Source organism: Paraglaciecola sp. MB-3u-78 (assembly GCF_002835935.1).
Taxonomy (GTDB): Bacteria; Pseudomonadota; Gammaproteobacteria; order Enterobacterales; family Alteromonadaceae; genus Paraglaciecola.
In genome coordinates, this window is sequence record NZ_PJCF01000013.1 from 90645 (window position 1) to 104273 (window position 13629).

Below are 13629 nucleotides of genomic sequence, written 5' to 3' on the forward strand. Positions count from 1 at the left end.
GGATTAAAAACTAAAAGCACGCTGCGCGCCATCGTCCCGCGCGGCGTCCGCTGATGGTTTTTGACTTGAATCCCTTCAAGCCAGTTACTTTTTTTATAAAGTACGTCCTGTACTTTACCTTTCAGGCCAGCTAAAGCTGTTCCATACTTATCCTGTAAATATGGTCAACAGCAAAAAATAAGTAACCAAAAAATGCCGCCGCTAGTAAAGTTTTTAACCGCATAAAACTTTAAAGGCGGAAGAGCAGTGGCGGCTTTACCAATGATGAACATCGGTAAAGCCGATTATTATTAAACAGTCACTATAGTGACTGATGAGATGGACGCTCCCTAATACGGCGTTTATATAATATATTTAAACCAATATAATCAAGGGTTTAATGTTATTTATTTTATGGTTTTATTTGTAGCGCATTTGTAACAGCGTGAATGTGTTCTGAAAACTGCCTTTACGTTTGCAATACAACGTGTATGGGTTAGGTGCAAGCAATGTACGGCTTGTTGAACGCTTAAACTTACCATTGAGGTTAATCAATATTGCTTTGTTAAACCAATGACAGTTAACTCAAGCTTGAATATTCTAATATAAATATTGATTCGACAAAGCGATAGATTGACGAGTGCGTTTTGTACATTGTATGTCTTCAAAGTGCCATAAGCCGCCGTTGAACTTCTGGTCAATCAATTTCACTGACCCTATCGATTTTCAACGACCCCGCAGGTCTTTCAGGTCTTTTAGCCTATTCGAGGAATTGAACAAGAGTATTGTGAAGCAAGCAACTTGCCCCCTTTTTTTTGACCCCTTTTCTTTTTATTGCGAGCAATCTTAACGGCACTCCATGATTTGGTCTGCACCAGAGACAAAAAGTAAGCCTTAAGCTGTGCGGCAGTTAATGTATCAGGGCAGGTATCAAAAAAGACCGATACTTGTCGAATACAGCGACTATACATGTCGATGGTTTTGGGACTTTTACCTTGCAAGGTGAGTTCATTTAGATATGCTTGGTAGAATTGATTAAAACGGGTTTGGTCGTTGATGTTCATAACAATACTCCTTAAGGCACCTCCAATATTGAAGGGTATAAGTAGTACAGACGATCTTTGCTTTTTCTGCCGCTCAGCGGCTTCGTTCAACAAAAACATCATGGTGGGAATTTTACTCGCTGATAAAGCGCTCCTAAAATCCCCATATGTTAAGCGTTAATGTCCGCTTTCAAATTTTCACACTCAACTTTTAGCTGCAAATGCAAGTGTGCTTTGCTCATTTTAGATTTATAAAAAATCACTAAAAACGTCCGGTTTGTTCATTCTTGCCCTTTTGTTTGTGAGCCAGAATACTAATTTAGTAGCAACAATTAGTATGATAGAAGAAAACGCCAATGGCACCTTTTGGCACCTATGCACAGAAGCTAACTATGTATAGTTGTTGTTTTTGAAAATCCAAGACTCTCTATTCTATTGGGCTTCAGGCAAGGCCATGACCCATTAACTTGACATAGTTTTACCCGTATTCTGAAGTGGTAATCCACCCACCTCAGGAGACTGAAATGAACCCCAACTATCACTCAACCACTTGGCTTCTTGAAAGCCAACTGGCGGCATACGTTGACGCTTTCAAGCGTCGCTTTACGGAAGGTCGCTACGTCCCTACAACCGTTGACAATTACTTAGCCAGCATTGCCCACTTCGCTCACTGGTTAACTCAATCTGGAATCGATATTCATGGAATCGATGAACAAATAGTTCATCAGTTTCTTTATGAGCACCTGCCGCATTGCGACTGCGCAAGTCGGGTATACCGTGTTCGCAGAACATTACAAACTGCACTCAACCATCTTCTCAGCGTCCTACGCGCAAATGCAGTCATCGAAAAGCCGGCAATTGGCATGACGCCAGCAGATGAGGAATTACGCCGCTTCGATATGTATATGAGCCATGCTCGAGGGCTTGCGCCAAGTACGTGCCGACAGCGCCTTCGAGTCATTGCGCGTCTGCTGCTTGATAAATTCGCAAATAACACTGTGATAATTTCCGCGATGAATCCCGATGATGTGCGCAAGTTTGTCGCGAAGCAGAGCGAGTTGTGCAGCACCCCACTCAGTATTACTCCCACCATCTCGGCATTGAGTGGGTATTTTCGCTATCGCGCTACGCAAGGCGATCCAGTCCATCATCTAACTGGGGTTCTATGCCGCCCAGCTAAGTGGCAACTTGCTTCGTTGCCAAAGACGCTCAATAGCGTCGAGATCGAATGTTTGATTGGGTCACTTGAGCATGACGGCCCATCTGCACGCAGAGCTGCGGCCATCGTGCATTGTGCGTTGGGTCTTGGGCTGCGAAGTGGCGAAATAGCCAATCTCGGGCTAGATGATATCGACTGGCGTGCTGCCACCATTGCACTGCGAAGAACCAAGGGTTGCCGCGAAGATGTCATGCCTTTACCTGCAGCGATAGGTCGCGCCATTGCCGACTACCTAAGACTTGAACGACCACAAACCTCCAATCGTGCTGTTTTTGTGCGCAACATCGCTCCGCGCGATCAGGCAATTAGTCATCATCTAATCAGTAAAACAATACGACAGGCGTTTGCGCGAGCTGGTCTGCCGCACACACGGCCATACCTTCTGAGACACACGATGGCAAATCGTTTGCTCGAAGGTGGTAGTTCGCTCAAGGAAGTAGCGGATGTTCTGCGACATCGCTCGCTGAATACAACGATGATTTACGCCAAGCTCGACAGTAGAAATCTCGCTGCGGTCGCGCTACCTTGGCCAGGGAGCGCATTATGATTACCCACATTACGATGCAAATGCACGCAACCAATTACCTTGAAGAACGTCGCCGGCTTGGTTTTGATCTGCGCTCGGTAGGCTATTCTGTCAATAGTTTTGCAGGCTATGTTGACTCTCTTAATTTAGAGGGGCCACTGACCATCGAGGTCATGACCGCTTGGGCACAGTGCGACAAAGGAAATAGCGGCAATCCCAAGACATGGGCGCGGCGCCTGGGCAAGTTACGTCCATTTACCCGTTACCTGCAACAATTTGAACCGCTTACAGAAGTGCCTAACGACTTCACCTTTGGCCAAACCGGGCAGAGGCCAGCACCACATATCTATATTGAGCAGGAAGTCATCGAATTGCTGGCTGCAGCACGTAGTCTCGGCCCGTTCCCTGGATTACGAGGTGCAACCTACGAAACACTGTTTGGCTTAATGGCTTCGACAGGACTACGTGTTTCAGAAGCAGTAAATTTACTGGAGACAGATGTTGACCTGAAGGCGGGTATGCTGATTATCCGGATGACCAAGTTCGCCAAATCACGCTATGTGCCGATGCACCCGAGCGTGGTCAACGTACTCAGACGTTATCAATCCTTACGCAATTTACACATTGAATTTACCGAAGAAATGCCTTTCTTTGTGGGCACTCGCGGTCGTCGTAAAGGTCATTGTTTGGGATTGCGCCAGGTACATAGAGTCTTTGCGGGCTTGCGCGATCAATTAAAATGGCTCAATCGCGGCACTAACGATGCCCCTCGCATTCACGACCTGCGACACACATTTATCGTTAATCGCGTGATGCTTTGGCATTCTCAGGGCGTGAATGTCGATCAGCAGATGCTGGCATTGTCCACATATGTGGGGCACGCAAAGGTAACCAATACCTATTGGTATCTCAGCGGTGTACCGCAACTCATGACCGTGGTGGCAAATAAATTTGAAGCGTTTACGCAAATGCAGGGAGGTGAGCCATGTCTGAAATAATAGCGCCACGCTCTGTATCATTTGCATCCTTGATTCAGCAATTTTTTACCGAGTACCTGGTAAAACAGCGTGCAGTGAGTCCACGTACTATTGCTTCTTACCGGGATGCGATGATGTTGTTTCTGGATTTCGCGCATGAACGTTTGGGCAAGTCTCCGACAGCACTTAGCCTGTCGGACTTTGATCCGGATTTGATTCTGGCATTTCTGGATCACTTGGAAATTGACCGACACAATTCGGTTCGTAGTCGAAACCTCCGGCTGACCGCGTTACGTTCATTCCTGAAATTCGCGGCACGGCGTGATGTATCCTCTTTCTACTTCATCGAGAGTGCGCTGGGTGTACCGATGAAACGTTTTGAACGACCGATGCTTGGATTTCTGTCGCGCGAGGAGATGTTGGCAGTGCTGGGTCAGCCAGGCGATACATGGACATCCAAGCGTGACCATTTGTTGTTGACTTTGCTATACAACACCGGAGCGAGAGTCTCGGAAATTATCGGCATACGTGTCTGTGATGTTGTTTTGGATGTAGCAGCCTGTGTACACCTACTCGGCAAGGGACGTAAGCAACGCTCAACACCTTTGTGGAAAAGCACTGTTCAGGAAATTCGGGCTTGGCTTAAATACAACCCAACGTTTGGGAGGGATGCTGCCCTGCTGCCAAATCGTGCTGGACACGCAATGACACGCGGTAACGTATCGCAACGCCTCAATATCGCAGTAGTCAAGGCGACCGAGAAATTCAGCAGCTTATCCAAACGAAGTATTTCGCCGCACACAATTCGGCATACGACTGCAATGCATTTACTGCAATCAGGTGTCGATTTTAGTGTGATTGCGTTATGGCTCGGGCATGAAAGCATGATCACCACCCATCGATACGTAGAGGCAAACTTGGAGATGAAAACGAAGGCGCTGGCAAAGCTTCAAGAGCCCGATACAAAAATGCATCTCTATCATCCCGCAGATGACGAACTGATGCAGTTCCTGCAGTCGCTGTAAAATTATGTACAGTTCGCTACCAGCAGTGTCTAGTAGCGTATGGGGTGACGGGCAAAACTATACATAGTTAGCTTCTGTGCATAGGTGCCACTATGTACAGCTATACATAGTGGCACATGGCCGACGGATAGAGGAAGTTGATGTTGAAGGGTTTTAGCAGCAAAATAATTCTTCGTTCGTATGTCTGCTTTGTCGGAAAACTTGCCGTTAGCAAAATGGCGACTGACGACCCAGCCTGTGTGAAAACTATCAGACTATATTGAGCGCAAAATCATCATACGATTAATCAAACTTGACTGACGGCAATGAGCGAGCACCGGACAGTCAGCACTTTCAATACGTTGCACACTGTCAGATTTTTTTACACAATGTAGACGCATGGATATTTCGTCGAAATATCGGTGCTAAGTCGCTGATTGAGTTCACTAGTGTCACTAGTCAGCATGGGGGGATGTGCTTTATTTTAATGCTAGTGGTAGCAGAATAAACGGAGTTCGATTTTGGGCTTTCTGAGTGGGTTATGCACCTGCAGATGGGTATTATATGTCAGCTTTACTTACAGTTAGGCATTTCAAAATATAAATAGTTTATATATATCAATAGAATAATTTTTGGCTTGTAATATGCATTAGTAGTTTGAATTCACTATAAACGGAAATAAGATGAAAATAATAACTCGTTTCAATATAGCAGCGTTGCTCACATTTTTATATTCCAGTGTTGCTTTTGCTGGTACTGCTGTTACTCCTGTTCCAGAACCCAGTATTACGGCCTTAATTGGACTTGGCGTCGCTATGGTTTATTTTATTTCTAAAGGGAGGAAAAAATAGATTTTGACGCTATTTGATATTTATATTGTTGTCATTTTGATGGTGATGTTTTGGGAATATAAACGTCCTAAAACATCTTTAAATCGAATTCAACATGTCTATTTCGCTAATATTTTGACTTATATTTTAGGTTCATTTCTATTTTATGGTTTGAATTACATTGTATCCATTGAAGCAATTTTTTCATCTCAGATTATTACTCTTACTTTACCAAACGGCCTTAAAAATGGATTGATGCTAATCATGCAGTTTTTATTGATTGACTTGATTTATTATACTAAACATCGCCTTGATCATTATTTTAAACCTCTGTGGCGTTTACATTTGGTGCATCATTCAGACCTTCAGGTCGATGTATCGACAAGTTTTCGACATCACCCTGTCGAAGTTATTAGTCATTATATAATAGTGATGTGTGTTGCTTGGTTATGCGGAGTGCCTAATAGCCTTTTGGTGCTATATGCCTTTATATCTTCATTAGTTCAGCCACTGCACCATGCTAATTTAGCTATTCCTGAACGTTTACTAGACTACTTGTCGTTTATTGTCATTACGCCTGCCACACATAAAGTTCATCACAGTTCAGATAAAACCTTTACCAATAGCAATTATGGAAACTTATTTCCGTTTTGGGATCGGATATTCCGCACTTATCAAACGGCTCCGGAATTAGCTGATTTTGGATTGACATACTTTAGGGACAAAAAAGAAGGAAATTTTTCGAGTTTGTTAACACAACCTTTTAGATATTCTAAAAAGTGAAGGCCGCACTACAACAATAAATTTTGCCAGAAATGTACAATCGAATAATACAATACCCTTTATCTGCTAGATTGCGCCCAAAGAATCAAAACTTGAATAGTGATAAAGCCATTCAAACGTATTGAGTTTTAATATATTAAACTACCCCAACCACTGCTTAAACTAATCCTTATAACGCGTTGATAACGCCATCACTGTTCCATTTTTTAAACAATTTGCCATTAAACGCTCACTATCCGTCTCAGACTGTATGTCTCTTATGAGCGAAAAGCGGTCATAGCGCTATCTTTAAACTATCAATAAAACTTGCTTCATAGTCATAGTTTCCGAACAATCGAGTAATCCTCGGTTGTTGCACAAAATGCTAAAACGTTGAGACACCCAATTTTGCGACAAGCTGTTGCGAAATTGAATAAAGGGTAAGTTTGAGCGATCTATAGTCAGCCGAAAACTTTCATGGTTATTACTGGTTCACTGAGAAAGGAGGCACCCCCTGCCACTGCGTTCATGCTTAGATGTGCTTTAACCTACCAAAAAAGTAGTACAGATTAACGTTGTCTTGCGGGAAGTAGGTCGACCATATATGTATTTGTTGTATTTTAGTGAACATATCACTTTATACGTTAATTGGTTATTTAGGTTTTGATTACCCTAAAAAAGGGACGATAATCGTCCCTTAAATACCAATAAGCCTAATATTAGGCCATTTTAACGAATCAAGATTCGTATCTCAAAATGAGTAACGTAGCGAAACACCGTAAAGACTGACATCTGCTGTTGAAGAATAATGTGCGCCTATTGCAACTGCATCAGTAAAGTAGTAGTGCCCGCTCACGCCAAATGCAGTTTCACTTTCGTCCGCAATATCAATGTAACCAATTGAACCATCAACTTCAAAATTGTCTGTAAGACGGCTGCGAACACCAACTCCAATGCCATAACCATTATCATCAACGCTTACACTATTGCCGCTTCCGCTGCCTGAAAGCTCAATATATTCGTAGCTAGCAGTCACATAAGCATCAGTTGTTTCGTTTAAACCAAGGCGATAACCAAGACCTACAGAAGCCTGATCAAGATCTAAATCAACTCCCTGATAATCATCAGACAACATACTGTAACTGCCGAGAACAAATACATTCTCACCCAAAAGCTTTGAGCCACCTATAGCAAAACCGCTTGGAGACACTTCACTTAAGTCATCAATATCACCTTTAACGTATCCAACTTCAATCTGATTCCATGAAGGAGCTTTTGCAAGAGTTGTTGTGGAGAAAAATGCCGCTGTAGCGATTGCCAATAATTGAATTTTCATATAACTTTTTTCCTTGTTTTTTTAATATCTCTATCATTAGAGAGCTATAGGTTAACGATATTTATTTAGAAATAAAGCAATTTATTTTACTCTTATGGTGAAATTTTTTGATGATAAATATGATCTTAGAGAAAAAAAACAGCAGACATGAATGGCTCTAGCTGCAAGCCATTTTTCTCCGTTTAAGAATCTGGGTATAAATCTGTGAAACTGCCAAACGACGTTACTGATGATCCGCATTCTGCTAATTGGGATCGTTCACTGAACGACTCGGCAACGTCTGCACATTTGCGACGATCAGCGAATGGCTCCAGTGAATTGCAGACGGTGGGAGAATTAGTTTATCTAACCGTTTAAATACCAAGTACGCGCTGAAAGCGGGCATCTAACGGATAAAATATGGCGCAGCCTCAGACAAGTCTGTTTGAAAAGCAGTGCATCATCATAAACAAAAGCAATATTCATAACTGGTTTGCGCAACGTATCTTCATTTTATAAAAAATAACGTTTTATTTTACCTGTACTCATACATATTTTTCAATTTATCGCTTCACTCCCTCGTAAAATTTAACGCTTTAAGTTATACCTTGCTTACTATCTTGATATTAATATTTCTTGGCTTGGTCGTTTGCCTTGGCTAGTTGAAATATAACAACAGACAACATTAAAAACACTCTCATACCCTATGGTTTGAAACGAGTATTTAGAGGCGATCATGCGTAATCTGGTTTTACTTTTTTTACTGTGCTGCTGTCAGGCCTGTATGACAGTTTCTCCGGTAGAACTCTCTCCCGATGCATTGCACCAACGCATTGCTGCAGGGGAAATTATTAAGCCAGGTGACAATATCAAAATAGTAACTGCTGACGGAAGGCATCACGAGTTTAGCGTGACGGCACTGTCGAGCACACAGGTATCAGGAGAGGAGCAAACTTTCGAAATCAGCAACATTATTGCGGTGGAAAACCGCAAAGTCAGTTGGGGTAAAACCGCCTTGCTGGTCTGCGGTACTTATTTGATTACGCTGACTCTGGTCATCATTTCACTTGGTGGCGTGTTGGCTTTGTAAACCCTTAAGCTGAATCGTCACCCATCATAAAAGTTAACTTTTATTTTAAAATATGACTCCATGCTTATTGTCTTTCTCAGCTGAAATATTATTTTCATTTTATTTGCCTGACAGGCAGTAATTGAGCGAATGCGGTCATAGAGAGTTTAAATTTAATTATCAGATAATTTCTGCATTGCAGATAGTCAATAAATTGCAGTTGGTGAAGTTAGCGAATATTTTTGCTAAGCCACAGCCTTTTTTATACCTGTCGCGAAATCAGCGGCTCTACCCCACAGATTACAAATTCGCCACGTTTTTTGAGTGAGGGCTTATATTTATCTCATCCAAATAAACGACATTTTGCATTTGTTAACTTATCTGTCTATATGTAGGTGTAACTTATTGATATTGCATCTGTCACTGCAAACATTTCATACAAAAAGGACGGCAATCTGCCAATGTATACATTGTTAACTTTCAGTAAAGATGGGTTCCTTAGTCAATTTAAATCTCAAAAAAACTTAACGAGGATAAGTATGAAAAAATTACATATTTACTGTAAGGCCAGTTATTTATTGTTGCTACTTATTACTGCTGGGTGCGCTTCACAAAGTGGATGGGAAACTCAGTCGACATCTGCTGAATTTGTCAACGGAACACGAATTCTTGCTGAGGTCGTTATGATTACAACTCGTGATGAAAGCCTATCCAACAAAGGATTGTTATTGGGTTGGAGGGACAAATTAATTTCAGCTGGATATACTGATAATGACATCGTTGATGGCAGTGAAATAACAATTTTCACCTATTGCTATGGCTGGAATAGTGGTGTTCCTATATGTGCTCATCACGGTCACTACGTTGCTCATGTGCCTGTTGAACTGCAAGGAAAGCTCAAGGGCGATTTGGATGCCACTTGGGATACATCAGGTGATCTAGTCGAAGTTGAGCTGAATAAAACTCCTGCAGGTTACATAGTGGGTAAAGTTATAAGACTATTCCGAAAATCAGATGACTGGAGTCCGTGCCGCAAAGCCAGTCTGGAACAAACTTCAGAATTTTATGCTGTATTGTCTACTCTCTCGGGCATTGGCCCAGCTAGAGCCATGTGGATTGAGTGTGATGAGTCGAATGCCGGAGGATGGATTAGACGTCCCATTCTCCACGGACCTCAATCTGCGGGACCGCCCATATCTGAATGGGTTAAATGATAGTTATGAGTTACCCGAATTCGACTCTTAAATTAGAGGCTGAAGGGGTAATAGATTATCTCTTACTTAAGTAACGCTCACGGCAAGATCACGAACAAATTCTGAGCGAAGATGCTCTAAAAAATGTGATTTAACGATCTGATTTAGCTGTGAACCTGCCTTGGCTGACGATCTATTTACGGCCATCACCAGAAGTACTGCAAAAAAACCTGACAGTCTGATCTAAAAATAGTACACATATGCCGCCAGTCGGCTAGCAGGTCGGTAACACTAAGATAGGATACATTCAGTGCGTACACATAAAGACCATGCCAAGGAGGTCACATTTTAGATATTATTCAAAGTTTGACCGCACATCTAAGATGTAAATATTTATCTTATTGCGCCATGAAAGCCATAAATTGCTTGTAATACTTTTCAATAATTTGAAAACAAAGAGTTTGCTCTGGTTTATGGCGTTTATATTTTAACGTCTCTTCTTCTGCGATCTTTTGAAAGCGACATAAATCCATCAGCACTGAAAATACAGACTAGCCTAAGCTGCTCCCTAGGCTAGTCCCCTATGTTATTACTTTACAATGACAGAGTTGCATAAAAATTGGCTATTAGGTTTTAGCTGTTTTGGTAAACACAGTCCCTCAGGAAAATTTTTCTTTTTTAGTTTATTAAGCTGCTTACGAGCTTCTTTTTCTGACATTGGAATAAGCCCATCAGACTGTTTATATGAACAAAATATAAATTGTTCACCCTGACTATTAAACTGAGCATCAGGCTCCTGACCTACAGCAATGAAACCGCATACTGTTGAACCATCTGGAACAGATTGGCCAACACTGAGCTGAAAGGTCACTGTTTCGCTTTGGTCTTGTTTTAAACTTATCCGTTGTGGATTGGCATTATCGATCCCACGCTTACCTACTTGAAAACGAGTGACGTTCTGCGGACTATAAAACTCAATAATGCCCCAAGTCTTGCCAAGGTAGCGATTATCTGTCCCACGATAGCGTATTTCTATACCAAATTCACATACTCCTCCACCAGAGGAGATAGTACAAGGTAGGGCAGCACAAACTGAATGGGTAAGGGGGTTAATGCAAAATCACCAATATCGACCTGTTCAAAAGCGGCAACTGAAATTTGTGGAGATATATTTTTTTGATATCCATCAGCAAAGCCGACCAATCGATAATTACCTGGACTTAAATTGTAGTTGATACCATCAAACACAAAAAGACCAAAATCATCGGTATAGGCTATTGCCACAGCGAAACAGTCTACGTTTTCGCAACGCTCCAAATAAACCAAAAGGGAACAAAAGGGGTCAAGTTGCTTGCTTCACAATACTCTTGTTCAATTCCTCGAATAGGCTAAAAGACCTGAAAGACCTGCGGGGTCGTTGAAAATCGATAGGGTCAGTGAAATTGATTGACCAGAAGTTCAACGGCGGCTTATGGCACAAAGCTCTCTGTCAGATTTGGTTTTTCTCTATTTTTAATGGTTGTCTGGTTAAGTGCTGACACTATACGATCGGGCTGGAATATTTCATCCTTCGATATTGAGAGTAGAATCTTTGAGGGGAGAAACTTGAGCACTAAAAGCGTAACCCATGCAGTTAGTGCTTTAACATAAGCTACAAACTTGTAGCTATGCTGTCACTTATTCAAATAATGCCCTATGCAAAGCACAAACCACGTCTTTACTGTCACTATCATTTACCAACAAAGAAAGATTATGGGGATTAGCTCCATAACAAATCATCCGTAAATTATAGTCAGCAACAGCAGCAAAAATTTTGCTAGATACCCCAGCGGCACTGTGCATGTTGTTACCTACAACCGTTACCAAATCGTAGTTTTCTTCCACTAACACCTCACAAAACTGACTGAGCTCTTCAATCGTTTCTTGGTTAAGACGTTTCAATACTGAGTTGGCGGGATTGTCTAGAGTAAAAGACACGGAAATTTCTGATGTAGTAATCAAGTCAACACTGAGTTTATGTTCCGCAATAATGGTAAACACTTTTTGTAGGAAGCCCTGTGCATACATCATTTTGGGTGTTTTGACCGTCACCATGACCTGTTCTTTACGGCGAGTGATAGCCCGATAAGAAGGTTCGGTTGTGCAATCGCGTACTATCCAAGTCCCTCCTTTTTCAGGCTCTTTACTTGAACCAACAAACACTTTTATATCTTGTCTAAGTGCAGGCTCCATTGTAGCGGGGTGTAATACTTTGGCACCGAAGGTCGCCATTTCTGCGGCTTCTTCAAAGCTGAGTTCTGGTAGTGGCCGTGCGGCATCGGTGATCCGAGGATCTGTGGTGTATACACCAATCACGTCGGTCCAAATTTCGCAGGTATCAGCACCTAATCCTTCAGCTAACAAGGCTGCCGTAAAGTCGGATCCACCTCGTCCAAGAGTGGTGGTATTACCTTGTTGGTCTGAACCAACAAACCCTTGGGTAACGAGCACTGTGTCAACCAATGAAGGCAACATCAGTTGTTTGGCCGCTACGCCTATTTGTTCTAGATTAGGTACAGCCTGACCGAACTCACTGTCAGTTTTAAGTACCTTGCGCACATCAAAGTTTTCAGCTTTTACATCGAATTGGTTTAATACTGCGCTGAAGAACAATGAAGACATTCTTTCGCCATGAGATAACAAGGCGTCTTTTAAATCTGCACGATGAAGCATTTCTTCGTGTAAGGCTAAATCTGATAGTGAACTTTGTAACTGTTGTAATTTGGGTTCTACTTCGTCGGGGTTTTCTAGGGCCTGCAAAATAGCTTGTTGGATATTGTCAATTTCAGTTAACTTTTGTTTGATTTGTTGTTTCGACATAGCCGTATACGCGATGTCGACTAACAGATTAGTGACACCGGCTGATGCGCTGACAACCACTACTTTGGTATTAGGGTTGTTTTTAATAATGTTGGCGCAATTTTCCATGGCGGCAAAATTTGCCACACTTGTGCCACCAAATTTGGCTACATTCAGGTTCTTAATAGCGGTATTGCTCACTGTCTTTTTCACTCATTCATCTAAATCTTGATACTCATAAAAATAACAGTTTTTTGTTATAATTAATAAGCAAAGTTTCAAGCTTTGCTCAGCTTTTTTGGAATAGTATATTCGTCTTGAACAGCCTGTTTGATTCAGGCTGTTTGGGGGGTGAGCAGAAAGCTCAAACTAAGGCTTATTCCAAATATTAGTCTAGGGTTTATGGTTAAGCGGAATAACCACGGTATCCCCTACTTTTATAGCATTTTTCGCAAACCAGCCTTGATTCATTTCCCATGCGTAAAGCACCCGCTCTGATGAACCGATATTAGTTAAATCGTGAGGCTGCATGGCTTTGATATCAGTGATTTTGCCATCTTGTCGAATAAAAGCAACATCAAGGGGTATCAGGGTATTTTTCATCCACATGCCAGCAGTTTTATTTTGTTGAAAATTAAACAACATGCCGCAGTTTTCACACATATTTTCTCTATGCATCAAGCCTTGCGCACGCAATTCAAAGGTATTGGCATATTCTAAAGGGTAAACCTGCTGCTTAACCTCTACCTGTATCTGCGGAAATTCCTTATCTGCTTGATTAGCAAAGGTCAGACTAGAAATAAAGGCAAGTATTAAAATCACTGAAGGTAAACGGAGCTTAGGCATATTTTTTGATTATTTAAAAAAATTAGAC

Annotated in this window: 13 protein-coding genes; 7 read left to right on the top strand and 6 right to left on the bottom strand. The window is 41.9% G+C overall.

Annotated elements, in window-relative coordinates; genetic code table 11:
• Positions 1 to 734: 734 nt before the first annotated feature.
• Complete coding sequence (locus tag CXF95_RS24270; protein ID WP_198556691.1) at positions 735 to 1043, bottom strand: phage integrase N-terminal SAM-like domain-containing protein; 309 nt, start codon at positions 1041 to 1043, stop codon at positions 735 to 737.
• Between the two features lie 503 nt (positions 1044 to 1546).
• Between CXF95_RS24270 and CXF95_RS24275 the strand changes: the two genes are divergently transcribed.
• The 5 genes from CXF95_RS24275 to CXF95_RS24300 all read left to right on the top strand — a co-directional run bounded on the left by CXF95_RS24275 (position 1547) and on the right by CXF95_RS24300 (position 6361).
• Complete coding sequence (locus CXF95_RS24275) at positions 1547 to 2788, top strand: site-specific integrase (RefSeq protein WP_101201089.1); 1242 nt, start codon at positions 1547 to 1549, stop codon at positions 2786 to 2788.
• Positions 2785 to 3765: a tyrosine-type recombinase/integrase gene (locus tag CXF95_RS24280; RefSeq protein WP_101201090.1), complete on the top strand. Its 981-nt coding sequence runs from the start codon at positions 2785 to 2787 to the stop codon at positions 3763 to 3765. The genes CXF95_RS24275 and CXF95_RS24280 overlap by 4 nt, the downstream gene beginning before the upstream one ends.
• Positions 3753 to 4769, top strand: a complete 1017-nt coding sequence (locus CXF95_RS24285; RefSeq protein ID WP_101201091.1) for a tyrosine-type recombinase/integrase — start codon at positions 3753 to 3755, stop codon at positions 4767 to 4769. The genes CXF95_RS24280 and CXF95_RS24285 overlap by 13 nt, the downstream gene beginning before the upstream one ends.
• Positions 4770 to 5431: 662 nt before the next feature.
• Positions 5432 to 5599, top strand: a complete 168-nt coding sequence (locus CXF95_RS24295) for a PEP-CTERM sorting domain-containing protein (RefSeq protein WP_101201092.1) — start codon at positions 5432 to 5434, stop codon at positions 5597 to 5599.
• Between the two features lie 3 nt (positions 5600 to 5602).
• On the top strand, positions 5603 to 6361 hold the full coding sequence (locus CXF95_RS24300) for a sterol desaturase family protein (protein WP_101201093.1): 759 nt from the start codon (positions 5603 to 5605) through the stop codon (positions 6359 to 6361).
• A gap of 730 nt (positions 6362 to 7091) precedes the next feature.
• Here the strand turns inward: CXF95_RS24300 and CXF95_RS24305 are convergent.
• On the bottom strand, positions 7092 to 7676 hold the full coding sequence (locus CXF95_RS24305) for a porin family protein (RefSeq protein ID WP_101201094.1): 585 nt from the start codon (positions 7674 to 7676) through the stop codon (positions 7092 to 7094).
• Positions 7677 to 8391: 715 nt separating this feature from the next.
• Between CXF95_RS24305 and CXF95_RS24310 the strand changes: the two genes are divergently transcribed.
• Positions 8392 to 8745, top strand: a complete 354-nt coding sequence (locus CXF95_RS24310) for a hypothetical protein (protein ID WP_101201095.1) — start codon at positions 8392 to 8394, stop codon at positions 8743 to 8745.
• A gap of 518 nt (positions 8746 to 9263) precedes the next feature.
• Positions 9264 to 9938, top strand: coding sequence for a hypothetical protein (locus tag CXF95_RS24315; protein WP_101201096.1), 675 nt, complete (start codon positions 9264 to 9266; stop codon positions 9936 to 9938).
• Positions 9939 to 10506: 568 nt separating this feature from the next.
• Here the strand turns inward: CXF95_RS24315 and CXF95_RS24320 are convergent.
• The 4 genes from CXF95_RS24320 to CXF95_RS24335 form a co-directional block, all read right to left on the bottom strand.
• A complete protein-coding gene (locus CXF95_RS24320; RefSeq protein ID WP_101201097.1) occupies positions 10507 to 10788 on the bottom strand; it encodes a hypothetical protein in 282 nt (93 codons plus the stop codon).
• A 161-nt stretch (positions 10789 to 10949) separates the two neighbouring features.
• Positions 10950 to 11201 (bottom strand): carboxypeptidase-like regulatory domain-containing protein, encoded by a 252-nt coding sequence (locus CXF95_RS24325; RefSeq protein WP_157828231.1) that lies wholly within the window; start codon positions 11199 to 11201, stop codon positions 10950 to 10952.
• Positions 11202 to 11594: 393 nt separating this feature from the next.
• Positions 11595 to 12956, bottom strand: a complete 1362-nt coding sequence (gene lysC / locus CXF95_RS24330; RefSeq protein WP_101201218.1) for a lysine-sensitive aspartokinase 3 — start codon at positions 12954 to 12956, stop codon at positions 11595 to 11597.
• Between the two features lie 192 nt (positions 12957 to 13148).
• Entirely contained in the window at positions 13149 to 13601 is a 453-nt protein-coding gene (locus tag CXF95_RS24335) for a DUF192 domain-containing protein (RefSeq protein WP_101201099.1), read from the bottom strand.
• Positions 13602 to 13629 lie beyond the last annotated feature (28 nt).